The organism is Mycolicibacterium gilvum (assembly GCF_900454025.1).
GTDB classification, from domain to species: Bacteria; Actinomycetota; Actinomycetes; order Mycobacteriales; family Mycobacteriaceae; genus Mycobacterium; species Mycobacterium gilvum.
Genome location: NZ_UGQM01000001.1, coordinates 758,876 through 780,602, shown reverse-complemented (window position 1 = coordinate 780,602; position 21,727 = coordinate 758,876). Strand labels below are relative to the sequence as shown.

General features: G+C 69.4%; 23 protein-coding genes. 12 read left to right on the top strand and 11 right to left on the bottom strand.

What is annotated here, in order from left to right; translation table 11 throughout:
- Nucleotides 1-10: 10 nt before the first annotated feature.
- The 4 genes from DYE23_RS03655 to DYE23_RS03640 are packed head-to-tail and all read right to left on the bottom strand — an operon-like array spanning nt 11 to nt 3,029.
- The gene (locus DYE23_RS03655; protein ID WP_115326516.1) at nt 11-1,540 is read right to left on the bottom strand and encodes an aldehyde dehydrogenase family protein; all 1,530 of its coding nucleotides are present in this window, start codon (nt 1,538-1,540) and stop codon (nt 11-13) included.
- Between the two features lie 9 nt (nt 1,541-1,549).
- Nucleotides 1,550-2,113, bottom strand: coding sequence for a phosphatase PAP2 family protein (locus tag DYE23_RS03650; RefSeq protein WP_115326515.1), 564 nt, complete (start codon nt 2,111-2,113; stop codon nt 1,550-1,552).
- An 8-nt stretch (nt 2,114-2,121) separates the two neighbouring features.
- Nucleotides 2,122-2,634 carry a mycothiol transferase gene (locus DYE23_RS03645; protein ID WP_115326514.1) on the bottom strand — a complete coding sequence of 171 codons (513 nt, stop codon included), beginning with the start codon at nt 2,632-2,634 and terminating at the stop codon, nt 2,122-2,124.
- Between the two features lie 5 nt (nt 2,635-2,639).
- On the bottom strand, nt 2,640-3,029 hold the full coding sequence (locus DYE23_RS03640; protein WP_041788353.1) for a VOC family protein: 390 nt from the start codon (nt 3,027-3,029) through the stop codon (nt 2,640-2,642).
- A gap of 22 nt (nt 3,030-3,051) precedes the next feature.
- Between DYE23_RS03640 and DYE23_RS03635 the strand changes: the two genes are divergently transcribed.
- Nucleotides 3,052-4,776, top strand: a complete 1,725-nt coding sequence (locus tag DYE23_RS03635) for an N-acyl-D-amino-acid deacylase family protein (RefSeq protein WP_013470582.1) — start codon at nt 3,052-3,054, stop codon at nt 4,774-4,776.
- A complete protein-coding gene (locus DYE23_RS03630; RefSeq protein ID WP_011891139.1) occupies nt 4,773-5,330 on the top strand; it encodes a carboxymuconolactone decarboxylase family protein in 558 nt (185 codons plus the stop codon). Before DYE23_RS03635 ends, DYE23_RS03630 begins: the two co-directional genes overlap by 4 nt.
- Here the strand turns inward: DYE23_RS03630 and DYE23_RS03625 are convergent.
- Nucleotides 5,319-6,140 (bottom strand): SDR family NAD(P)-dependent oxidoreductase, encoded by an 822-nt coding sequence (locus DYE23_RS03625; RefSeq protein ID WP_115326513.1) that lies wholly within the window; start codon nt 6,138-6,140, stop codon nt 5,319-5,321. The two genes, DYE23_RS03630 and DYE23_RS03625, sit on opposite strands and share 12 nt — an antisense overlap.
- Before the next feature lie 29 nt (nt 6,141-6,169).
- Between DYE23_RS03625 and DYE23_RS03620 the strand changes: the two genes are divergently transcribed.
- Complete coding sequence (locus DYE23_RS03620) at nt 6,170-6,535, top strand: pyridoxamine 5'-phosphate oxidase family protein (RefSeq protein ID WP_011891141.1); 366 nt, start codon at nt 6,170-6,172, stop codon at nt 6,533-6,535.
- Nucleotides 6,536-6,617: 82 nt separating this feature from the next.
- Entirely contained in the window at nt 6,618-7,937 is a 1,320-nt protein-coding gene (locus DYE23_RS03615) for an MFS transporter (RefSeq protein WP_011891142.1), read from the top strand.
- A 128-nt stretch (nt 7,938-8,065) separates the two neighbouring features.
- Here DYE23_RS03615 and groL read toward each other — a convergent pair whose 3' ends face one another.
- Together groL and DYE23_RS03605 are read right to left on the bottom strand one after the other, a co-directional pair.
- Nucleotides 8,066-9,691, bottom strand: coding sequence for a chaperonin GroEL (gene groL, locus DYE23_RS03610; RefSeq protein ID WP_011891143.1), 1,626 nt, complete (start codon nt 9,689-9,691; stop codon nt 8,066-8,068).
- Between the two features lie 185 nt (nt 9,692-9,876).
- On the bottom strand, nt 9,877-10,431 hold the full coding sequence (locus tag DYE23_RS03605) for a TetR/AcrR family transcriptional regulator (protein ID WP_011891144.1): 555 nt from the start codon (nt 10,429-10,431) through the stop codon (nt 9,877-9,879).
- Between the two features lie 100 nt (nt 10,432-10,531).
- Between DYE23_RS03605 and DYE23_RS03600 the strand changes: the two genes are divergently transcribed.
- The 3 genes from DYE23_RS03600 to DYE23_RS03590 all read left to right on the top strand — a co-directional run bounded on the left by DYE23_RS03600 (nt 10,532) and on the right by DYE23_RS03590 (nt 13,800).
- On the top strand, nt 10,532-11,443 hold the full coding sequence (locus DYE23_RS03600) for an SDR family NAD(P)-dependent oxidoreductase (protein WP_115326512.1): 912 nt from the start codon (nt 10,532-10,534) through the stop codon (nt 11,441-11,443).
- 18 nt (nt 11,444-11,461) lie between these two features.
- Nucleotides 11,462-11,959, top strand: coding sequence for a cupin domain-containing protein (locus DYE23_RS03595; RefSeq protein ID WP_115326511.1), 498 nt, complete (start codon nt 11,462-11,464; stop codon nt 11,957-11,959).
- A gap of 116 nt (nt 11,960-12,075) precedes the next feature.
- Entirely contained in the window at nt 12,076-13,800 is a 1,725-nt protein-coding gene (locus tag DYE23_RS03590; protein WP_013470578.1) for a DEAD/DEAH box helicase, read from the top strand.
- A gap of 28 nt (nt 13,801-13,828) precedes the next feature.
- Here the strand turns inward: DYE23_RS03590 and DYE23_RS03585 are convergent, their stop codons facing one another.
- Nucleotides 13,829-14,299 (bottom strand): SRPBCC family protein, encoded by a 471-nt coding sequence (locus DYE23_RS03585; RefSeq protein ID WP_235660321.1) that lies wholly within the window; start codon nt 14,297-14,299, stop codon nt 13,829-13,831.
- Nucleotides 14,300-14,336: 37 nt separating this feature from the next.
- A complete protein-coding gene (locus DYE23_RS03580) occupies nt 14,337-15,152 on the bottom strand; it encodes an HAD-IIA family hydrolase (protein WP_115326510.1) in 816 nt (271 codons plus the stop codon).
- Between the two features lie 107 nt (nt 15,153-15,259).
- Between DYE23_RS03580 and DYE23_RS03575 the strand changes: the two genes are divergently transcribed.
- A complete protein-coding gene (locus DYE23_RS03575) occupies nt 15,260-16,015 on the top strand; it encodes a MerR family transcriptional regulator (RefSeq protein WP_013470576.1) in 756 nt (251 codons plus the stop codon).
- Here DYE23_RS03575 and DYE23_RS03570 read toward each other — a convergent pair.
- A complete protein-coding gene (locus tag DYE23_RS03570) occupies nt 16,012-17,463 on the bottom strand; it encodes a PH domain-containing protein (protein ID WP_099962406.1) in 1,452 nt (483 codons plus the stop codon). The genes DYE23_RS03575 and DYE23_RS03570 overlap by 4 nt on opposite strands.
- Nucleotides 17,460-17,942 (bottom strand): PH domain-containing protein, encoded by a 483-nt coding sequence (locus DYE23_RS03565; protein WP_013470575.1) that lies wholly within the window; start codon nt 17,940-17,942, stop codon nt 17,460-17,462. The genes DYE23_RS03570 and DYE23_RS03565 overlap by 4 nt, the downstream gene beginning before the upstream one ends.
- 66 nt (nt 17,943-18,008) lie before the next feature.
- On the opposite strand from DYE23_RS03565, the gene DYE23_RS03560 reads away from it, so the two are divergent.
- The 4 genes from DYE23_RS03560 to pssA are packed head-to-tail and all read left to right on the top strand — an operon-like array spanning nt 18,009 to nt 21,726.
- On the top strand, nt 18,009-18,926 hold the full coding sequence (locus DYE23_RS03560) for an SDR family NAD(P)-dependent oxidoreductase (RefSeq protein WP_115326509.1): 918 nt from the start codon (nt 18,009-18,011) through the stop codon (nt 18,924-18,926).
- Between the two features lie 20 nt (nt 18,927-18,946).
- Nucleotides 18,947-20,149, top strand: coding sequence for a molybdopterin molybdotransferase MoeA (gene moeA / locus DYE23_RS03555; RefSeq protein WP_115326508.1), 1,203 nt, complete (start codon nt 18,947-18,949; stop codon nt 20,147-20,149).
- A 12-nt stretch (nt 20,150-20,161) separates the two neighbouring features.
- On the top strand, nt 20,162-20,860 hold the full coding sequence (locus DYE23_RS03550) for a phosphatidylserine decarboxylase (protein ID WP_099962403.1): 699 nt from the start codon (nt 20,162-20,164) through the stop codon (nt 20,858-20,860).
- Nucleotides 20,860-21,726: a CDP-diacylglycerol--serine O-phosphatidyltransferase gene (gene pssA, locus DYE23_RS03545; protein WP_115326507.1), complete on the top strand. Its 867-nt coding sequence runs from the start codon at nt 20,860-20,862 to the stop codon at nt 21,724-21,726. The genes DYE23_RS03550 and pssA overlap by 1 nt, the downstream gene beginning before the upstream one ends.
- Nucleotide 21,727 lies beyond the last annotated feature (1 nt).

The following is a 21,727-nucleotide window of genomic DNA, read 5'->3' as shown; positions in this document are numbered from 1 at the left end:
GCGCCCCGGACTACTTGGCGACGCGGCGGGGCCGGATCAGCGCGAGCTTGGTCATCATGGTGTTCATCCGCTTGAGCGCTCGGTGGGAGTTGTTGTAGTAGTTCCCGCCGGCGCCGACGTTGGTGCGCGGGGCGACGACCGTCTCGATCCGGCAGTACTTGCGCAGGCCCTCGGGTCCGCCGAACCGGGCGCCGATCCCCGAGGTCTTCCACCCGCCCATCGGCGCGGTGGTGCACATCAGGTTCGAGATCACGTCGTTGATGTTCACGCCGCCGCAATCCAGTTGCACCGCAACGGCTTCCGCGCGTTCGAGATCCTTCGAGAAGACGGCGGCAGACAATCCGTACGGGCTGTCGTTGGCCAGCCGCACCGCCTCGTCGACCGTCGAGACCCGCATGATCGGCAGGGTCGGGCCGAACGTCTCCTCGGTCATGCACAACATGGTGTGGTCGACGTCGACCAGCACGGTGGGCTCGTAGAAGCTGCCCGAGCCCGCGCTGCGCTTGCCGCCGGTCAGCGCCCGCGCACCCTTGGCCAGCGCGTCGGCGACGTGGCGCTCGGTGACGGCGACCTGATCGTCGTCGATCAGCGCACCGAACGCGTTGCCCTCTCCGGCGCCGACCTGCAGCTTGGCGACGTCGCGTACGACCGCGTCGACGAACTGGTCATAGACCTGATCGAGGACGTATACGCGTTCCACCGACACGCACGTCTGCCCCGCGTTGAACATCGCACCCCACACCGCGGCGTGCGCGGCGAGGTCGACGTCGGCGTCTTCGAGCACGATCATCGGGTCCTTGCCGCCGAGCTCGAGGCTGACCGGGGTGAGCCGGCGCGCGGCCCGCTCCATCACCTTGGCCCCGGTCGCGCTGGAGCCGGTGAACTGGATGAAGTCGGAGTTGTCGATGACGGCCTCCGAGACCGCCCGGGCGCCCTGGGCCAGGGCGAGCACGTCGGGACCACCGGCTTCCAGCCAGCCGCGCAGCAGCAGTTCCGCGGTCAGCGGGGTCCGCTCGGACGGCTTGAGCAGCACCGCGCACCCGGCGGCGAGCGCGCCGATCGCATCCATCAGCGCATTGGCGACCGGGTAGTTCCACGGCGCGATGATGCCGACGACCGGGCGGGGCCGGTAGTGCACGGTGATCTTCTTGATCGACAGGAACGGCAGCGCGGCGGGCCGCGACTCGGGGGCCAGCGCCTTCTCCATGGTGCGCACGTAATAGGAGGTGATCATCAGGATCAGCGGCACCTCCTGGGCGGCGTCGACCGCGGATTTGCCGGTTTCGGCGATCAGCAGTCTCTCGATCTCGGCGCGGTGCTCACCGAGCCAGAGCGCATAACGGGCGAGCACCTTCGCCCGCCCCTTGGGGCCGCGGGCCTCCCATTCCCGCTGGGCGGTGCGCAGGCCGGCCGCCACCTGGGCGACGTCGGCCGGATCGGTCCAGTGAACCGTGCCCGCGACGGCGCCGGTCGCCGGGTTGGTGATGGTCCCGGTGCCGGTGAACGGGTTGGCGGTGTGCGCGTCGGACGTCGCTGTCATGCACCCATGCTAGCGAGGGTTGTGATCTGAATCGCCCTGGGGTTGACACCTGTCAAGTTTCCCGAGCCAGACCGCGAGGCACACGAACGCGCTTCCGAGGAACAGCGCACCGATCGCATCGGTGAAGTAGTGGTAGGACACCGCCTGACCCACGACGCCGAGCAGCATCGCCGTAACGGCCGCGGCCACCGCCCACACCGTCACTCCCGCCACGATCACGGCCATCGCCACCACCACGACCGCGAGCGTGGTGTGCCCGCTCGGATAGCAGATCTCGCCGTCCTTGAGCCGCCCGAAGGACCGCTTGCCGAGCCGAGCGGCCATCACGGCCAGAAAAGGTGTCGCGACCGTCGCCACCGCCAGCCGCCACCGGCGCTGGACCGCCGCGACCCCGCACGCGACCGCGCACAGCGTCAGCGTCACCACGCCGTCGGTGAAGATCAGCAGCCGACCGAGCTCCGGATGGGTGGCGCCCAGTTCCTGGAACCAGTCGTCCACCGGTGTCGAGCCCATGCCGACGGCGAGCCCGAGCAGCACCAGTGCGGCGAGGCCGGCGAAAGGCCACCACCGCACGAATAGGTTCAGCGCACCAGCCCTCGGATGTAGGCCGCCTGCCCGAGGTGCTGCGCGGCGTCGTCGACGATGCTGACCAGCCGGGCACTCGCGGTCACCGGCGGCGTCCAGTTCTCGTCGACGACGCGCGCGAGTTCGTCGGCGGACACCGACGCGACGTACTCCAGCGACAGTTTGTGGACGGCGCGGTAGTAGCCGGCCAGCAGCTCCGCCGGTGCGCGCACCTTGGCGACCTCCTCGGGCGTCTGCCCGTAGCCGTGGGCGTCGCGCGGAAGATCCAGCCCGAAACGGTCCACCCAGCCGTCGCGGAACCACACCTGCTCGACGCCGGCGATGTCGGCCACCTGCGCATCCTGCATGCGCCCGGTGTGCCAGATCAGCCAGGTGATGGTGTTGGCCTCCGGCGCCGGCCGGAAGTACGCGACGTCCTCGGTCAGATCCTCGGTGAGCGCGTCGACGTGCTCGGCCAGACGGGTGAACGAATCGCGGAGCAGTTCGCGCGCAGCTTCGATATCGGCCATGCGTCTCAAGCTACGCCGAGCCCGCCGTGGAACACCGCCTCGACGTTGTTGCCGTCCGGGTCCCGGACGAACGCGCCGTAGTAGTTCTCGTGGTACTCCGGCCACAGTCGCGGTTCGTGCAGCGGCTCGACACCGAGGGCCAGCGCGGTCCGGAAGAACGCCTGAACCGACTCGGCGTCCTTGGCGGCGAATGCGATGTGCACCTCCCGGTTGGGGCCGGCCGCCGCGCCGGTGGACATGTCGGCGATCCAGAAGTCCGGATGACCATCGGTCCCGTAGCCGATGGCGACGCCGAAGTCCATCTGCCGGGTGTAGCCGAGGACGCCGAGGACCTTGTCGTAGAACGCCTTCGATCTCTCCCAGTCCGCACAGTTGATTCCGAAGTGGTCGATCACGGTCCCACCGTACATTCGGGGTATGACATACGACCTCGTGATTCGCGGAGGAACTGTCGTCGACGGCCTCGGTGGCGAACCGTTCACCGCCGACGTGGCCGTGACGGACGGCATCATCCGAGAAGTGGGGGCCGTCGGGTCCGCCGGCGCCCGCGAGATCGACGCGACGGGCCTGCTCGTCACACCCGGGTTCGTGGACCTGCACACCCATTACGACGGTCAGGCGATCTGGTCGGACCGTCTCACGCCGTCGTCCGCGCACGGGGTCACCACGGCCGTGATGGGCAACTGCGGCGTCGGATTCGCGCCGTGCCGGCCGGCGGATCACGACGTACTCGTCGACGTGATGGCCGGCGTCGAGGACATCCCTGGCGTGGTGATGGTCGACGGACTGCCGTGGCAGTGGGAGACGTTCCCGGAGTTCCTCGACGCCGTCGCGTCGCGACAACGCGATATTGATGTGGCCGCGTTCCTGCCGCACTCACCACTGCGGGTGTACGTGATGGGCCGTCGCGGCGTGGACCGCGAGCCCGCCACCGACGAAGACCTCGCGATGATGCGCAAACTGGCCGCCGAGGCCGTGCACGCCGGCGCGCTCGGGTTCGCATCGTCACGCTTCACGCTGCACAAAACCGAGAGCGGACAACCGATTCCGAGTTACAACGCGGACTACGCCGAGATCGAGGCGATCGCACGCGGCGTGCAGGACGGGGGCGGCGGCCTGATCCAGTTCGTTCCCGATCTCGTCGCCGGTGACTACGAACCGGTGCTGCAGACGGTGTTCGACGCCGCCGCCGACGTCGGCCTGCCGGTGACGTTCACGCTCGCGGTGGGTAACGCAGGCGATCCGTTCTTCCTCGACGCGCTGACGATGGTCGAGAAGGCCAACGCCAATGGTGGGGACATCACCGCACAGATCTTCCCCCGCCCCATCGGGCTGGTGCTCGGCCTCGAGCTGTCGGGCAATCCGTTCGTGATGTATCCGTCCTATCGGGAGATCGCCGCGCTCCCCCTGGCCGAGCGCGTCGCCGAGATGCGTAAACCCGAAGTGCGGGAACGTATCCTGAACGACACGCCCGCCTCGGACGGTCACCCGCTGATGTTCGCCGCACAGGCGTGGAACTACATGTTCCCGCTCACCGATCCCCCGAACTACGAACCGTCACCGTCGGATTCGATCGGCGCCCGCGCCCGGGCCCGCGGCGTCAGCCCGCTGGAGGAGGCCTACGACCGCCTGCTCGACGACGACGGGCATGCGATGCTGCTCGTCACGCTCGCCAACTTCCGCGACGGCACCCTCGACACCGTCGCCGAGCTCATCCGTCGCGACGACGTGGTGCTCGGCCTCGGCGACGGCGGCGCCCACTACGGAATGATCTGCGACGCAAGCTTTCCCACCTACATGCTGACCCACTGGGTGCGCGACCGGCCCTCGGGCCGGTTGACCGTCCCCGAGGCGGTACGCGAGCTCACCTCGGTTCCGGCGCGCGTCGCTGGCCTCGGCGACCGGGGCCGCATCGCCGTCGGATACAAGGCAGATCTCAACGTCATCGACGCCGACACACTGCGCCTGCACCGACCCGTCATCGTGAAGGACCTGCCCGGCGGGGGACGACGCCTCGATCAGACCGCCGACGGCTACGTCGCCACGATCGTGTCCGGCGAGGTCATCGCCGAGAACGGCGAGCCGACCGATGCCCGCCCCGGGGCGTTGATCCGGGGCCGGCGACCGGCGCCTGTTGCATGAGTCGCGTTGCGCCGCTTGCTCCCCCGTGGAGTGAGGAGGATGCGGACGGGATCGGCAGCTGGGGCCACCCCGACCGCACCTACGAACCGCTGCTGCTGGTCCGCTGCCTGCAGCGTCACCCGGCACTGGCCGCGAAGCTGCGCAAGCTCGGCGAGGCACTCTACGTCGACACGCTGCTGCCGCCGCGTGTCCGCACGATCGCGATCCTGCGGATCTGCGCGCTGCTGCGCTGCGCGTACGAGTGGGGCGGGCAGGCCGCGTTCTGGGGTCCGCTCGCCGGGGTCTCCGACGAGGAGTGCGACGCGCTGGTCACCGGTGCGCGCGCCGACTGGTCGGCCGACGAGCTGATCCTGATCGACGCGGTCGACGAGCTGGAGCGGTCCGGATCGTGGTCCGAGGAGACCTGGATGTCGTTGGGCCGCAGCCTGTCCGACGAACAACGGATGGAGCTTCTGATCGCGGTCGGCTGGTACCGCACGATCTGCACGCTGTGCAACGGGCTGGATCTGCCCGTCGAGGGCTGGATGCGGCCCTGGCCGGCCTCAGCTGCGTGACCGGCGCAGCGCCGGGTGCTGATTCCTGATCAGCGGCAACAGGATCCGGCGCGGCAGGAACTCGAAGACCCGTGCCGGGATCTCGTTCTGCAGGCCCGGGATCACGCTGCCGCGGTCGGCGGCCAGTCCGTCGATGCCCTTCTTCGCGACCTCGCGCGATTCGATCCACAGGAACTTTGGGAACGCCGAGGCGAACGTGCGCTCGTCCATCCCCGCGGTGTCGAGGAACTCGGTGCGCACCGGCCCGGGATGCAGCGCGGTGACGGTGACGCCGGTGCCGGCCAGTTCACCGCGCAGCCCGTCGGTGTAGGTCCGCACGAACGCCTTGGTCGCCGCATACCCCGACTGGCCGGGAAACGGCTGGAATCCCGCCGTCGAACCGACGTTGAGGATCGCGCCGCGCCCCCGCGGCACCATCTGCTGCACCGCGCGGGTCGTCAGGTCGATCACCGCCTCGACGTTGACCCGGACCTGCCCGATCTCGGCCTCCGGCGTGGAGTCCACGACCGGACCGATCGTGCCGATGCCGGCGTTGTTCACCAGAACGTCGACCGTCAGGCCGCGTCGCTCGATCTCGGGGAACAGGCCCGCGCGTGCGTCCGCGTCGGCGACGTCGCACGCGACGACCTCGACGCGGACGTTCGACGACGACAGTTCGTCGGCGAGCGCACGCAACCGGTCCTCACGCCGCGCGACGAGGGTCACCCCGTGGCCGCGCGCAGCCAGCTCCCGCGCCAGGTCCGCGCCGATCCCCGAGGAGGCTCCCGTGACGACGGCTGTGGTGGTCGGAGACGGAGTCGGTAGGCCCATACCTTGCAAACTACGCGCAGGATGGACCCATGAGCATCACGGTGGATCTCGACAAGCTGGCCGAAACCCTCGCCGACTTCGCGTACGCCTACCTCGTCACCGTCGGCGACGACTACCGCGCGCACACCGTCGCCGTCACCCCGGTGCTGTCCGGGAGGGAGCTGCACATCGGGTCCGTCGGGAACAGCACCCGGCGCAACGCGGCCGCCCACCCCACCGTCACCCTGCTCTGGCCGCCGCGGGAGCCCGGCGGGTACACGTTGATCGTCGACGGCGGCGCCGCCGTGAACGACGACGGTGTGTCGGTCCGGCCGACCGGCGCGGTGCTGCACCGTCCCGCGACCCCGGGCGTCCCCACCGCGTCCGGGTGCGGGGACGACTGTCTACCGCTCTGACCTCGACCCCGGGGCGGGATTTTCCGTCAGGCCGATCGCAACCCTTGTCGTCGCGCGGCGGAACGTGGACTGATAGATCACCGTGACACTGACGAACGCGCCCGACGATGCGAGTACCCGGGAGACGGTGACGCCGCAGGCCCGCACCGCGCTGTGGGCGAGCCTGGTCGGCACCACCATTGAGTGGTACGACTTCTTCCTCTACGCCACCGCGGCGAGCCTGGTGTTCAACCAGGCGTTCTTCCCGGACCAGTCGACGTTCGTCGGCACCATGCTGTCGTTCGCGACGTTCGCGGTCGGCTTCGTGGTCCGCCCGATCGGCGGCTTCGTGTTCGGGCATGTCGGCGACCGCATCGGCCGCAAGAAGACCTTGGCGCTGACGATGCTGCTGATGGGTGGCGCGACGGCGCTGATGGGCGTGCTGCCCACGGCGGCCCAGATCGGCATCCTGGCCCCGATCCTGTTGCTGCTGTTGCGGATCGTGCAGGGCTTCGCGCTCGGCGGGGAATGGGCGGGGGCGGTGCTGCTGGCCGTCGAGCACGGGCCGGCACGCCGGCGCGGACTGTTCGGCAGTATCCCGCAGGTCGGGCTCGCACTCGGGCTGGCCTTGGGCACAGGGGTTTTCGCGCTGCTGCAGATTGCATTACCCGATGAGGCGTTCCTGACCTACGGCTGGCGCATCGCGTTCCTGTTCTCGATCGTGCTGGTCGTCTTCGGTGTGGTGGTGCGACTGAAGGCCAGTGAGACACCGTCGTTCGAGAAGGTCCGCGACAGCGACGACCGCGCGGCAGTGCCCCTGCGCGAGGTGTTCCGGCCGCCGGTCCTGAAGTCAACTGTGCTCGGCATGCTGTCGCGATGGGGCGAGGGTGCGGCGTTCAACACCTGGGGAGTGTTCGCGATCGCCTATGCGACGGGCACTCTCGGCCTGGCGAAGGTTCCGGTGCTGCTGGTCGTCACCGCGGCCGCCCTGCTGATGGCGGCACTGCTGCCGGTCTCGGGGCTGCTGGCCGACCGGTACGGTCCCAAGCGGATCTACGCCACCGGTATCGCCCTCTACGCCGCGGCCGTCTTCCCGGTGTTCGCGTTGTTCGGCACCGAGGACATCGCACTCTACGCGCTCGGGATGATCCTGGTGTTCGGCATCGTGCACGCGTTGTTCTACGGGGCGCAGGGGACGCTGTACGCGTCGCTGTTCCCGGCGCGGATCCGCTACACCGGACTGTCGACGGTCTACCAACTCTCGGGCGTCTACGCCTCGGGCCTGACGCCGTTGATCCTGACCGCGTTGATCGGGGCTGCCGGCGGTTCACCCTGGATCGCGTGCGGCTACCTCGTCGCGACCGCGGTGATCAGCGTCGTCGCCACCCTGGCGCTCAAACCCGCACCGCTGCACACGCTCTGACGGGTCGTCGACTGCACGGTTTCTGGCGGAATTTTCGCGAATTCCCGTCAGAATGCGTGCGTTCGGCGCCGGGGACAAACGAAAAGCCCCGGCTCGCCAAGCGAGCCGGGGCCTCTTCGTAGGGGGACTTAGAAGTCCATACCGCCCATGCCACCGGTCGGGTCGCCCGCAGGTGCGGCGGCCTTCTCCGGCTTGTCGGCGACGACGGCCTCGGTGGTGAGGAACAGCGCCGCGATCGAGGCTGCGTTCTGCAGCGCCGAACGGGTCACCTTCACCGGGTCGGCGACGCCGGCCTTGAGCAGGTCCTCGTACTCACCGGTCGCGGCGTTGAGGCCGTGACCCGCGGGCAGGTTGGACACCTTCTCGGCGACGACACCGGGCTCCAGACCACCGTTGAAGGCGATCTGCTTGAGCGGAGCCGACAGCGCCACGCGGACGATGTTGGCGCCGGTGGCCTCGTCACCCGAGAGGCCGAGGTCCTCGAGGACCGGAGCCGACTGCAGCAGGGCCACGCCGCCACCGGCGACGATGCCCTCTTCGACGGCGGCCTTCGCGTTGCGGACGGCGTCCTCGATGCGGTGCTTGCGCTCCTTGAGCTCCACCTCGGTGGCAGCTCCGGCCTTGATCACCGCAACACCGCCGGCCAGCTTGGCCAGGCGCTCCTGCAGCTTCTCGCGGTCGTAGTCGGAGTCGCTGTTCTCGATCTCGGCCCGGATCTGGGCCACGCGACCGGCGATGGCGTCGGAGTCACCGGCGCCCTCGACGATGGTGGTCTCGTCCTTGGTCACGACGACCTTGCGGGCGGTGCCCAGCAGCGCGACGTCGGCGGTCTCCAGGGACAGGCCGACCTCTTCGCTGACGACCTGGCCACCGGTGAGGATCGCCATGTCCTGCAGCATCGCCTTGCGGCGGTCACCGAAGCCCGGGGCCTTGACGGCGACGGACTTGAAGGTGCCGCGGATCTTGTTGACCACCAGGGTCGACAGGGCTTCGCCCTCGACGTCCTCGGCGATGATCAGCAGCGGCTTGCCGGCCTGGATGACCTTCTCCAGCAGCGGCAGCAGGTCCTTGACGGTCGAGACCTTCGAGCTGACCAGAAGGATGTAGGGATCCTCCAGGACGGCTTCCTGACGCTCGGCGTCGGTCACGAAGTAGCCCGAGATGTAGCCCTTGTCGAAGCGCATGCCCTCGGTGAGCTCCAGCTGCAGGCCGAAGGTGTTCGACTCCTCGACGGTGATGACACCCTCGTTGCCGACCTTGTCCATGGCCTCGGCGATGAGCTCGCCGATCTGGACGTCGCCCGCGGAGATCGCGGCGGTGGCAGCGATCTGCTCCTTGGTCTCGACCTCCTTGGCCGACTTCAGCAGACCCTGGGTGACAGCCTCGACGGCCTTCTCGATGCCGCGCTTGAGGCCGAGCGGGTTGGCGCCGGCGGCCACGTTGCGCAGGCCTTCGCGAACAAGCGCCTGGGCGAGCACAGTGGCGGTGGTGGTGCCGTCGCCTGCGACGTCGTCGGTCTTCTTGGCGACCTCTTTGACCAGCTCAGCGCCGATCTTCTCGTACGGGTCCTCGAGCTCGATCTCCTTGGCGATGGACACACCATCGTTGGTGATCGTGGGGGCGCCCCACTTCTTCTCCAGGACGACGTTGCGGCCCTTGGGGCCCAGCGTCACCTTTACCGCGTCGGCGAGGCTGTTGAGGCCCCGCTCGAGGCCGCGACGGGCCTCTTCGTCATACGCAATTGTCTTGGCCATTGCGAAGTGTTCCTCCGGGATTGGGGATGCACGTCTTGTTGGTCGGAGTCAGTGCCCGCGACGGACGACTGGGGCTGTGCTCGCAGATGCGGCCCCGGTCTCACCGTCCGACCTAGCACTCACTGGTCGCGAGTGCCAACAGCATTCTTAGCACTCGACCAGGGCGAGTGCAAGGTCGGACCGGCCTACCGAAGAGGCCGGAGCCCGTCCTCGATCACCCGCGTCACGCGCTCGGTGACCTCGCTGTCGAAGACCTGGGGGACCTTGCAGACGACCAGCAGCGCCTTGACGACCGCGACGTCGACGTCCGGACGCACCGTACCGGCCCCCTGGGCGGCGGAGAGCAGGTCGCCGAGCGTCGACAGAAACGCCGCCTCGACCCCCGGGGCGACAGCCTCGAGGTCCAGACCCTGGTTCATCAGCGCATCGACCAGGCCGTGATCGACCGCTGCGCTGCGCACCATGTCCCTGAAGAACACGAAGAGGGCCTGACCAGGGCCTTCAACGGCCAGCAGCGTGCGTGCACGCTCGGCGATGCGGCGCACCCGGTCTTCGGCGACGGCGACGACGAGCGCCTCTTTCGTCGGGAAGTGCCGGTAGACCGTGCCGGCGCCGACCCCGGCCCGGCGCGCGATCTCGTCGATCGGGACCGTGAGGCCTTCGGCGGCGAACGTGTCGTAGGCGACCTCGAGCACCCGCGCCCGGTTGCGCGCCGCGTCGGCCCTCAACGGTCGCGTCACGATTTCCCTCCTGGCGAACACTAAGCGGGGCGGCGGTTCCGTATAGTCGGAAACAACCGGGGCCAGCGCCCCGTTTGTCCACTATACGAGGAGACCTGAGATGACCGACTGGACCAACTGGAACGTCGCCGACATCCCCGACCAGACCGGCCGCACCGCCGTCATCACGGGCGCCAACACCGGTTTGGGGTTCGAGACCGCCAAGGCGCTCGCGGAGAAAGGCGCACGCGTCGTGATCGCGGTCCGCAACACCGACAAGGGTGCGCAGGCCGCTGCCAGGATCCGCGGCGACGTCGACGTCCAGGAGCTCGACCTGACATCGCTGTCCTCCATCCGTACCGCTGCAGAAGCCCTGAAGGCGCGCTTCGACAAGATCGACCTGCTGATCAACAACGCCGGCGTGATGACGACACCGAAGGGCACCACCGCCGACGGCTTCGAGCTGCAGTTCGGCACCAACCACCTCGGCCACTTCGCGCTGACCGGGCTCCTGTTCGACAACATCCTCGACGTCCCCGGTTCACGCATCGTCACCGTCAGCAGCAACGGACACAAGATGGGCGGCGCCATCCACTGGGACGACCTGCAGTGGGAGCGCAGCTACAACCGGATGGGCGCCTACACGCAGTCCAAGCTGGCCAATCTGCTGTTCACCTACGAACTGCAGCGGCGGCTGGCCCCGCGCGGCAAGACGATCGCCGTCGCCGCCCACCCCGGCACCTCGACCACCGAACTCGCGCGCAACCTTCCGCGGCCCGTCGAGCGCGCGTTCCTGGCCGCCGCTCCGGTGTTGTTCGCCCAGACCGCCGACCGGGGGGCCCTGCCGACGCTGCGCGCCGCGGCCGATCCGGGCGTCCTGGGTGGGCAGTACTACGGACCGGACGGCCTCGGCCAGCAGCGCGGCGCGCCCGTCGTCGTCGCATCCAGCGCACAGTCCTACGACGTCGACCAGCAGCGCCGCCTCTGGGAGATCTCGGAGGAATTGACGAAGGTGACCTTCCCGGATTTGTGACCGGAGCACACTGACGCCATGTCGCTGGTCGTGCCGCCCTATCCCCCGCCTCGCTACACCGCCGAGCAGCCCGAGGTCAGTGCGTGGCTCAAGCGTGCCGACGAGCCGCCGGACTACGACGCGTTCGGCCACGTCCAGTACCACTACCTCGCCGGCCAGCAGGACACCGACGGCGACTATGGCCTGTACCGGGTACAGATCGCGCCGCGCGGCGGGGGTCCCGGCCCGCACTTCCACCGCGGGATGTCGGAGGCGTTCTACGTGCTGTCGGGCACGTTGTCGCTCTACAACGGCACCGAGTGGGTCGACGGCAACGCGGGCGACTTCCTCTACGTCCCGCCCGGCGGCATCCACGGCTTCGGCAACACCGCCGACGAGCCCGCGTCGATCCTGATCCTGTTCGCTCCCGGCGCGCCGCGCGAACACTACTTCGAGGGATTGGCGCAGCTGGGTGAACTGTCCGACGACGAACGGCGTGAGTGGTTCGACAAGAACGACAACCACTTCGTCGACTAGTCCCACAGACACGCCGCCACCAACACGCCGCGGATATGCGATCGCGGAAGGGGTTGCCCTAGACTGCATCTCGTTCTCGTCGCGTAAGCGGTCAAGGTGTCTGAGGGGAGTCGTGGGTGCGGGCTGACACGGCACCCATCTCCGACGACGCCGGGGTGCCGGCCGTCCAGGCGCTGCGCAGCTGGCAGCGGAGGGCGCTGGTCAAGTACCTGACGGCCAGGCCCCGCGATTTTCTCGCCGTGGCCACACCGGGCGCGGGTAAGACCACCTTCGCGCTGCGCATCGTCTCCGAGCTGCTCGCCGAGGGCACGGTCGACGCGGTGACGATCGTGGTCCCGACCGAGCACCTCAAGATCCAGTGGGCGCAGGCCGCGGCCCGCCACGGCATCGCGCTGGACCCGAAGTTCTCGAACTCCAACTCGCAGACGTCGTCGGAGTACCACGGCGTCGTCGTGACCTACGCCCAGGTCGCCAGCCACCCGAGCCGGCACCGGGTCCGCACGGAGAACCGCAAGACACTGGTCGTGTTCGACGAGATCCACCACGGCGGCGACGCGAAGAGCTGGGGTGACGCGATCCGGGAGGCGTTCGACGACGCGACCCGGCGCCTCGCGCTGACCGGGACACCGTTCCGCAGCGACGACAGCGCGATCCCGTTCGTCACCTACGAAACCGGACCCGACGGGTTCCAACGCTCCCAGGCCGACCACACCTACGGCTACGCCGACGCACTCGCCGACGGCGTCGTGCGGCCGGTCATGTTCATGGCGTACTCCGGCGAGGCGCGCTGGCGCGACAGCGCGGGCGAGGAACATGCCGCCCGACTCGGGGAACCGCTGACCGCCGAGCAGACCGCGCGCGCGTGGAAGGCGGCGCTCGACCCCAAGGGTGAGTGGATGCCCGCGGTGATCGCGGCCGCCGACAAACGGCTGCAGGGCAAGCGTCAGCACGTCCCCGATGCCGGCGGCATGATCATCGCCACCGACCAGACCGCCGCCCGCGCCTATGCCGAACTTCTGCTCAAGATCACCGGCGAGGCGCCGACGGTCGTGTTGTCCGACGACAAGGGCGCCTCGGACCGCATCTCGCAGTTCTCGGCCGGGACGTCGCGCTGGCTGGTGGCGGTGCGCATGGTGTCCGAGGGCGTCGACGTGCCCCGGCTGTCGGTCGGGGTCTACGCGACGAGCGCGTCGACCCCGCTGTTCTTCGCGCAGGCGATCGGACGCTTCGTGCGGTCCCGCCGGGCGGGTGAGACGGCCAGCATCTTCCTGCCGTCGGTGCCGAACCTGCTGCTGCTGGCCAGCGAGATGGAGGCCCAGCGCAACCACGTCCTGGGCAAGCCGCACCGCGAGACGCTGGAGGATCCGCTTGACGCGGAGCTGGCCGAGCAGAACCGTGACGAGCCCGGCGAGGAAGAGAACAAGGTCGAGTATCTCGGCGCCGACGCCGAACTCGACCAGGTGATCTTCGACGGATCGTCCTTCGGCACCGCAACGCCCGCGGGCAGCGACGAAGAGGCCGACTACCTCGGGATCCCCGGCCTACTGGATGCCGCGTCCATGCGAGACCTGTTGCGCCGCAGGCAAGATGAGCAGATGCAGAAGCGCACCGAGTCCGGTGTGACCGCGCCGAAAACGACCCACGGCCAGCTGCGGGATCTGCGCAGCGAACTCAACACCCTGGTGTCGCTGGCGCATCACCGGACCGGCCGGCCGCACGGCTGGATCCACAACGAACTGCGCCGCCGATGTGGCGGACCGCCGGTGGCCGCGGCCACCCGCGAACAACTCCAGGAACGCATCGAAGCGGTCCGGGTGTTGCAGCGCGAGTTAACCGCCTGACTCGGCAATCGGCCGAACGGCTGAGATTTCAGCTCACAACGAGCGTGGCGAGGTTGTCCAGAGAGTTCTTCAGATGCGTGTCGGGGAACGGCGGGAACTCGATGTGCTCGCGCAGTTCGGCGGGTACGCCCGACCAGTCATAGGTCAGCGTGACTCGGGTCTGCGCCGGGCCGATCGGCTCAAGCGTGTAGTGCCATGTCCAACCGCCGTAGCCCACCACCCCGTCGGGTCCGGCCTGCCCTGGCTCCCAGCCGATCTCGCGGTCGCGCTCGAACGCGATCACCTTGTTGACCATCTCGTAGTGCCCGTTGGGGACGTTGTCGTGGTACATCGCCATACGGAACAGCTGGCCCGCCCGCGAGAGGAATTCGCCGTCGAGCCCTTCACGCACCCAGCCGGTGCCGTCGATCGCGGCGTGCTGCGCCGGGTCGGCCAACACGGAGAAGACGGCGGATACAGGCGCATCGACGGTCGTGCTCACAATCATGTTTTCGGTCATGGCAGTTGGACCGCGCATCGCTGCCGAACTCATCGCCTCACAGCCCGAGCAGGGCGGGCAGGTCGGCGATCGAGTCGATGACGTGGTTCGGTTGCATCGCGAATTCGTCTGCGGCCCAACGGTCGAGGGTGTCCTGGCGAAACTTGCCGGTGCGCACCAGCACGCCGGTCATTCCCACCACCTGTCCGGCGAGCACGTCGTTGTTCAGGTCGTCACCGACGATGAACATCTCTTCGGGATCCACCCCGAGGCGGTTGGCTGCCGACAGGAATCCCTCCGGTGCCGGCTTGCCGACGGCGGCGGCCTTGCGCCCCGAGGTCTGCTCCATCCCGATCAGATACATTCCGGTGTCCACCCGCAGCCCGTCGACGGTGGTCCACGCCGTGCTGCGGTGCATCGCGACCACCGGCACACCCTGGGCCATCCAGTCGTACACCCAGGACAACGTCAGGTGGCTGTACTCGGGGCCGGCTCCGCCCAACAGCACGACATCGGGCCGTTCGGGCGCTCGGGGGCCGGTGAACTCCGAGGAGTAGACGATGTCGATGCCCGGCATGTCCTCGGCGATCTGACCGCTGTTGACCAGGAAGCACCGCGCGTCGGGATAGCGGTCACGGACGTAGTCGGCGGTCAGCACCGCCGCTGTGATCACCTCGTCGGCGCGCACTGCCATCCCGGCCTCGGTGAGCAGGTCCGCGATCTGCGAACGGGTCCGGGTGGTGGTGTTCGTCAGGTACGTGCACGCGATCTGATTGTCCGCCAATGTCCGCAGGGTCTCGGCGGCACCCGGAATGGGCTTCCACGACGTCACCAACACGCCATCGATGTCGAACAGCACCCCACCGACAACCATGGTGCGACAGTAAACGGCAGGCGGGCTCGCGCAACTCGGGACCCTGAGGACTTGACCCTCACGCAGCGTGAGCCACCAGGGTGATCGATATGACGCAGGAGACGCGGATGGAAGAGCTCACCGTGGGCGAGGTGGCGAAGCGCTTCGGGATCACCATCCGAACGCTGCACCACTACGACCACATCGGGTTGCTGACGCCGGAGCAGCGGAACGCCTCGGGTTACCGGGTGTACACGTCGGCCGACCTGACTCGCCTGTCCCAGATCATCGTCTACCGCCGGCTCGAGATGTCCCTCGACGAGATCGCCTCGGTCCTGGACGAGGGCGACGAGATCAGCCATCTGCGCCGTCAGCGCGAACGCGTCATGTCCCGGCTCGACGAGTTGACCGAGCTCGTCGGGGCCATCGATCAAGCATTGGAGAACGCGATGACGAACACCCCCATGACCGATGACGACATGCGCGAACTGTTCGGTGACAGCTTCGACGATTACCAGGCGGAGGCCGAGCAGAAGTGGGGTGAGACCGCCGAATGGAAGGAATCGCAGCGTCGGGCCACGTCGTACGGCAAGGACGACTGGGTCCGGATCAAAGCCGAGGGGCAAGCCGTGGAGAAGGCTTTGGCCGACGCCTTCCGTGCCGGTCTGCCTGCCGACTCCGAGGAAGCGATGAACGCGGCCGAGCAACACCGCCACCACGTGAATCGGTGGTTCTACGACTGCCCGCCGGCCTTCCACCGCACGCTGGGCGACATGTACGTCAGTGACCCGAGGTACGTCGCGACCTACGACGAATCGTTCGGGCTGCCCGGTCTCGCGCGCTATTGCCGCGACGCGATCCACGCGAACGCCGACCGGAGCTAGCGGCGTGCCCAGCCGGTCGCGGCCAGCCACGGCGAGGTGGCGCCCGCGATCGCCCACGCCGCGTCGGCCGGCACGTCGATGAGCTCGTAGCGCTTGACCCCGGCGGCGGTGGCCGCGATCAGCGTCGCGACCCCCGCGCGGCGCTGAAACAGCGTCTGACGCACCGTCCATCCCACGATGCCGGCCGCGGCGATGCAGTCGCGGCGGCGCTGCAGGCTCCCGGCACGGGCCACCAGCCACCCGTCTCCGATCCGGTGCCCCAGCGCCCGTACCCGGTCTGCGGCCAGCAAGGCCCCCGCCACCGCCGCCGCGGCCGGCAGCGCCCACGCCCAGGGTGGGACCGCGTCGAACACGGCCCAGACCAGCAGCGCCGCGGCCAGCAGCACAGGCACCGTCATCGCCCGGGTCCAGCGACGCCGCATCGCCGCCCGGCCGTGCCCGGTCAGCGGACCGGTCACCGCGGCGGGCTGTTCGATGAGGTCGATCAACACGGACTCGGCGGTCGCGCGCGGGCACGGCGGTAGCAGCTGCGAGGCCTCGCCCGCTCCGGTGACGCCGGTCATCACGGCGTCGAGGCGGGCGCCGCCGAACAGCCGCACCAGCAGCGGCTCCCGCAACGTGCCGCCCCGCAGGCGCCGCATGTCGAAGGTGCGTTCCCGCACCCGCAGCAGGCCGTGGGACAGATGGAGGACCTCGGCGTCGCGGCGCAGCACCAAGTTGCCGTACGAGATCAGCGACTGCGTCACCGACAGCACCACCGACGCCACCAGCACCGCACCTGCGCCGAGCGCCACCGCCACGGCCACCCCGACCCTGTCGGTCGCCTGCTCGCCGGCGCGTACGATCTGCGAATCCTGCAGCGCGCCAAGCACTCCGGTCTGCGAGATCACCCCGAGGGCGGCGACGATGGTGATCAGTCCGGTGAACGTCAACGGGCTGTAGCGCAGCCAGGACGGTTGCCAGCGCGCCAGTTCGCGCCCGCCGGCGCGCGCCACGTCAGGAGCGGCCAGCGACTCCGCCAGCAGCACGGCCCGCAGGCGCCCCACCTCGGCGGCCGGCACCGCGTCGAGCTCGAAAACGCCGTCACCCGTTGCCTCCTGACCGGTGCTGACCTTGAGCACGGTCAGCCCGAGGAGCCGGTGCAGCAACCGGGCGTCGGTGGACACCGAACGAATCCGGTTGCGCGGCACCGACAACACGGTGCGCTGCAACACCCCGGTGCGCAGCTGCACTTCGTCGGCGCCGATGCGGTAGGTGGTGGTGAACCAGCGCGCCAGGCCGTAACCGACGATCAGGACGACACCGACGACCGCCCAGAGTGGATTCCCGGTGGCCGACCCCACCACCAGGGATCCGATCAGCACCGGGATCTGGCGCACCACCTCGTGGACGGGATGCACCACGAGCATGCGGGGGCTGAGCCGCAGCCAGTCCGCCTGCGGCGTCACGTCGCATCCTCCTGCCCGAGCGCCGCGATGTCGGTCAGCTGCGCGACGACGCGGTCGGCGACGTCGAGGTCCAGCGCGACGATGCGCACCGCACCGGCCGACGACGCCGTCGTCACGGTCACGTTGGCCAGCCCGAACAGCCGGTCGAGCGGTCCGCGGTAGGTGTCGACGGTCTGCACGCGGGAGATCGGCGCGATCCGGCGTTCCTGCACCAGCCACCCCGAGCGGGTGTACACCGCCGTGGGGTCGACCTCCCACCGGTGCACCCGGTACCGCCACAGCGGCGCGACGACGACGGAGACCGTGACACCGACGACCGTGCCGAGCGCGGCGAGGATGTGCAGCCACGGCAACCGGCCGTCGAACAGGAACCACAGCACCTGGGCCACGATCGCGATCGACCACGGAACGGCGGCGCCGAGAGCCCATACGAGCGGCGCTTTCCGGCTCGGGGGATGCGCCGGATCGGCCAGGTGCACGGGGTCGAGCCTAACTCTGCGGCGGCAGCGCACAGCGGAAGGCAGTCGGAAGTTAGGTTGAAGGTCATGACATCGAAATGGACCGCCGCCGACGTCCCCGACCAGTCCGGCCGGGTGGCCGTCGTGACCGGCGCCAACACCGGAATCGGTTACGAGACGGCTGAGGTGCTCGCCGGTAAGGGCGCTCGGGTCGTCATCGCGGTGCGCGACGCCGGCAAGGGGCAGAAGGCGCTGGACGCGATCACCCGCAAGCATCCCGGCGCCGCCGTGTCGCTGCAGGAACTCGACCTGTCGTCGCTGGGCAGCGTCCGCAGAGCCACCGATGCGCTGCGCTCGGCGCACCCCCGGATCGACCTGCTGATCAACAACGCCGGCGTCATGTACCCGCCCAAGCAGGTCACCCGCGACGGGTTCGAGCTGCAGTTCGGCACCAATCACCTCGGTCACTTCGCGTTCACCGGTCTGCTGCTGGACAACCTGCTCGACGTGCCGGGTTCGCGGGTGGTCACGGTGGCGAGCCTCGCGCACAAGAACCTCGCCGACATCCACTTCGACGACCTGCAGTGGGAGCGCAAGTACAACCGGGTCGCGGCCTACGGCCAGTCCAAACTCGCCAACCTGATGTTCACCTACGAGCTGCAGCGCCGTCTCGCCGCCCGCGGCGCACCGACGATCGCGGTCGCCGCGCACCCTGGCATCTCGAACACCGAGCTGATGCGCCACGTCCCGGGCACCAGCCTGCCCGGGGTGATGAAGCTGGCCGGGCTGGTCACCAACACCCCTGCCGTCGGCGCCCTCCCGACGGTGCGCGCCGCGACCGATCCCGGGGTCACCGGCGGGCAGTACTACGGACCGTCCGGTTTCAACGAGATGGTCGGCCATCCCGTCCTGGTGACGTCGAACCGCAAGTCGCACGACGTCGCGGTCCAGCAACGGCTGTGGACGGTGTCCGAGGAGCTCACCGGCGTGAAGTACGGGGTCTGACGATGAGCCCCCTCTCTGCGATGCGTACCGTCGACGAACACCGGCGCGTTGTCGCCGATCTGATCACCCCGCGCCCGGCGCTGACGGTTCCGCTCGCCGACGCGCTCGGGCTGGCGCTGGCCGCCGACGTGGTGGCGCCGCTGTCGTTGCCCGGCTTCGACAACTCCGCGATGGACGGTTATGCGGTGCTGGCCGGGGACATCGCGGCGGCCACCGACAGCGCCCCGGTACAGCTGCCCGTCGCCGAGGACATCCCCGCCGGCCGCACCGACATCCCGACGCTGACCCCGGGGACCGCGCACCGCATCATGACCGGCGCGCCGCTACCTTTCGGCGCTGACACCGTCGTCCCCGTGGAGAGCACCGATGCCGGTGTGCACACCGTGACGATCCGGGAGTCCAAGCCCGTCGGCCGCCACATCCGCCGCGCCGGTGAGGACGTCACCGAGGGCACGACCGTGCTGCACGCCGGCCAGGTCGTCACCCCGGCCGCGCTCGGGCTCGCGGCGGCGCTCGGCCTGGGTGAGTTGTCCGTGATCCCACGTCAGCGGGTCCTCGTCGTGTCCACGGGTACCGAGCTCGTCACCGCGGGCACACCGCTGCAGCCGGGCCAGATCTACGAGTCCAACGGCGCGATGCTGGCCGCCGCGGTCCGCGATGCGGGCGGTGAGGTGGTGGCGTCCCCGATGACCGGCGACGACGTCGAGGCGTTCACCGCGACGCTGCGCGCCCACGCGGGCGACGCCGATCTGATCGTCACCACCGGCGGCGTCAGCGCCGGGGCTTACGAGGTGGTCAAGGATGCGCTCGGACCCGGCGAACGGGTCGAGTTCGTCAAGGTCGCGATGCAGCCCGGCACGCCCCAGGGCTGCGGAACCATCGACGGCGGCACGCCCATCGTCACGCTGCCCGGCAATCCCGTCTCCGCGCTGGTGTCGTTCGAGGTGTTCCTGCGGCCGGCGCTGCGCGCCGCGATGGGGCTGTCCGACACCCAGCGGCCGCGGCGCACCGCGATGCTCACCGAGGACCTGACCTCGCCGCGCGGCAAGCGGCAGTTCCGGCGCGGTGTGTTCGATCCCGTCACCGACACCGTCACCGGGTACGGGCCGCCGGCATCACATCATCTGAGATGGCTCGCATCGGCCAACTGCCTGCTGGAACTCGACGAGGACACCGCCGAGGTGGCCGCGGGGTCACGTGTACAGGTCTGGGACCTGAGATAGCCTGGCGGGACGATGGCCAGACGCCCCGACCTCAAGACAGGACCAGAGCGCCTGGCGGCCCTGGTTCGCACCACCGTCCCCCCGATGCACCCGGCCGGTCTGCCGTTCGTCGGCGCCAGCCTCGCGGTGGCGCTGGCCGGGCGTAAGTCCCGGTGGCTGCGAAACGCCGGGGTCGCCTCGGCGGCCGCGAACGCCGCGTTCTTCCGGCATCCGCCCCGGACGCCGCCGACGCGGCCGGGCGTCGTCGTCGCGCCGGCCGACGGGCTGATCTGCCTGATCGAGGACGAGCTCCCGCCCGCCGAACTGGGGCTGCCCGCCGTACCGCTGCCGCGCATCAGCATCTTCCTGTCGCTGTTCGACGCCCACGTACAGCGCGCCCCGCTGGCCGGTGAGGTGGTGGCGGTCGAGCACAGGCCCGGGCTGTTCGGCTCCGCCGAACTCGCCGCGGCCAGCGCCGACAACGAGCGCAACAGCGTGGTGATCCGCAGCCCCGAGGGCGCCGAGGTGATCGCCGTCCAGATCGCGGGTCTGCTCGCCCGCCGCATCGTGTGCAACGTCAAACCCGGCGACAAGGTGGGGCTCGGCGACACCTACGGCCTGATCCGCTACGGCTCCCGGCTCGACACCTACCTGCCCGCGGGCTCCGACGTCCTCGTCGAGGTCGGGCAACGTGCGGTCGCCGGCGAGACCGTGCTGGCCGAGCTGCCCTGATGAGACCACGCATCAAGACCCCGGTCGTCAGCGTCCGCATCCTGCCGAGCGCGATGACCGTCGCGGCCATCTGCCTGGGTCTGAGCGCGGTGAAGTTCGCGCTCGACGGGCGCCCCACCGAGGCGATGGCGTTCCTGGCGATCGCGGCGATCCTCGACGCGCTCGACGGCCGTCTCGCCCGGGCGCTGAACGCGACGTCGAAGATGGGCGAGGAGATCGACTCGCTGGCCGACGCGGTCAACTTCGGTGTGGCACCGGCGTTCATCGTCTACGGCACCCTGTTGTCGACGTCGCGGATCGGCTGGATCGTGGTGCTGCTCTACGCGGTGTGCATCGTGTTGCGCCTGGCCCGCTTCAACGCGATGCTGGCCGTCGACCAGCCCGCCTACGAGAAGAAGTACTTCACCGGCATGCCCGCACCGGCCGGTGCGATCGGCGCCATCGGTCCGCTGGCGGCCAAGATGCAGTTCGGCGACGGCTGGTGGACCTCGGAGCCCGCGGTCGTGATCTGGATGATCGCCGTCTCACTGCTGGTGGTCAGCACGCTGCCGATGCGCAAGATCCACACGTTCTCGGTGCCGCCCAACATGGTGGCCCCGTTGCTGGCGCTGCTCGCGATCGGCGTGGCGACCTCGATCCTGTACGGCTACATCGTGATCCTGGTGATCATCGTCGCGTACTTCCTGCACATCCCGTTCGCGCTGCGCACCAAGCGATTCCTCGCCGCGCACCCGGAAGTGTGGGACGACAAACCGCGTCAGCAGCGCGCAGCGCGACGGGCGATCCGCCGCACCCACCGGACCCAGCGCGCGCAGCCGCGGCGTTCCACGCTGCGCCTGGGACTGCGCAGACCGCCGCGAGGCTGAC

What these genes read in the sequence shown, in the direction of transcription:
- DYE23_RS03620 (WP_011891141.1), top strand. Translation starts at nt 6,170, where the DNA reads ATGAGCATCACGGTGGATCTCGACAAGCTGGCCGAAACCCTCGCCGAC.
- DYE23_RS03630 (WP_011891139.1), top strand. Translation starts at nt 4,773, where the DNA reads ATGAGTCGCGTTGCGCCGCTTGCTCCCCCGTGGAGTGAGGAGGATGCG.
- DYE23_RS03625 (WP_115326513.1), bottom strand. Translation starts at nt 6,140, where the DNA reads ATGGGCCTACCGACTCCGTCTCCGACCACCACAGCCGTCGTCACGGGA.
- DYE23_RS03595 (WP_115326511.1), top strand. Translation starts at nt 11,462, where the DNA reads ATGTCGCTGGTCGTGCCGCCCTATCCCCCGCCTCGCTACACCGCCGAG.
- DYE23_RS03560 (WP_115326509.1), top strand. Translation starts at nt 18,009, where the DNA reads ATGACATCGAAATGGACCGCCGCCGACGTCCCCGACCAGTCCGGCCGG.
- DYE23_RS03550 (WP_099962403.1), top strand. Translation starts at nt 20,162, where the DNA reads ATGGCCAGACGCCCCGACCTCAAGACAGGACCAGAGCGCCTGGCGGCC.
- groL (WP_011891143.1), bottom strand. Translation starts at nt 9,691, where the DNA reads ATGGCCAAGACAATTGCGTATGACGAAGAGGCCCGTCGCGGCCTCGAG.
- DYE23_RS03600 (WP_115326512.1), top strand. Translation starts at nt 10,532, where the DNA reads ATGACCGACTGGACCAACTGGAACGTCGCCGACATCCCCGACCAGACC.
- DYE23_RS03645 (WP_115326514.1), bottom strand. Translation starts at nt 2,634, where the DNA reads ATGGCCGATATCGAAGCTGCGCGCGAACTGCTCCGCGATTCGTTCACC.
- moeA (WP_115326508.1), top strand. Translation starts at nt 18,947, where the DNA reads ATGCGTACCGTCGACGAACACCGGCGCGTTGTCGCCGATCTGATCACC.
- pssA (WP_115326507.1), top strand. Translation starts at nt 20,860, where the DNA reads ATGAGACCACGCATCAAGACCCCGGTCGTCAGCGTCCGCATCCTGCCG.
- DYE23_RS03575 (WP_013470576.1), top strand. Translation starts at nt 15,260, where the DNA reads ATGGAAGAGCTCACCGTGGGCGAGGTGGCGAAGCGCTTCGGGATCACC.
- DYE23_RS03655 (WP_115326516.1), bottom strand. Translation starts at nt 1,540, where the DNA reads ATGACAGCGACGTCCGACGCGCACACCGCCAACCCGTTCACCGGCACC.
- DYE23_RS03635 (WP_013470582.1), top strand. Translation starts at nt 3,052, where the DNA reads ATGACATACGACCTCGTGATTCGCGGAGGAACTGTCGTCGACGGCCTC.
- DYE23_RS03580 (WP_115326510.1), bottom strand. Translation starts at nt 15,152, where the DNA reads ATGGTTGTCGGTGGGGTGCTGTTCGACATCGATGGCGTGTTGGTGACG.
- DYE23_RS03585 (WP_235660321.1), bottom strand. Translation starts at nt 14,299, where the DNA reads ATGACCGAAAACATGATTGTGAGCACGACCGTCGATGCGCCTGTATCC.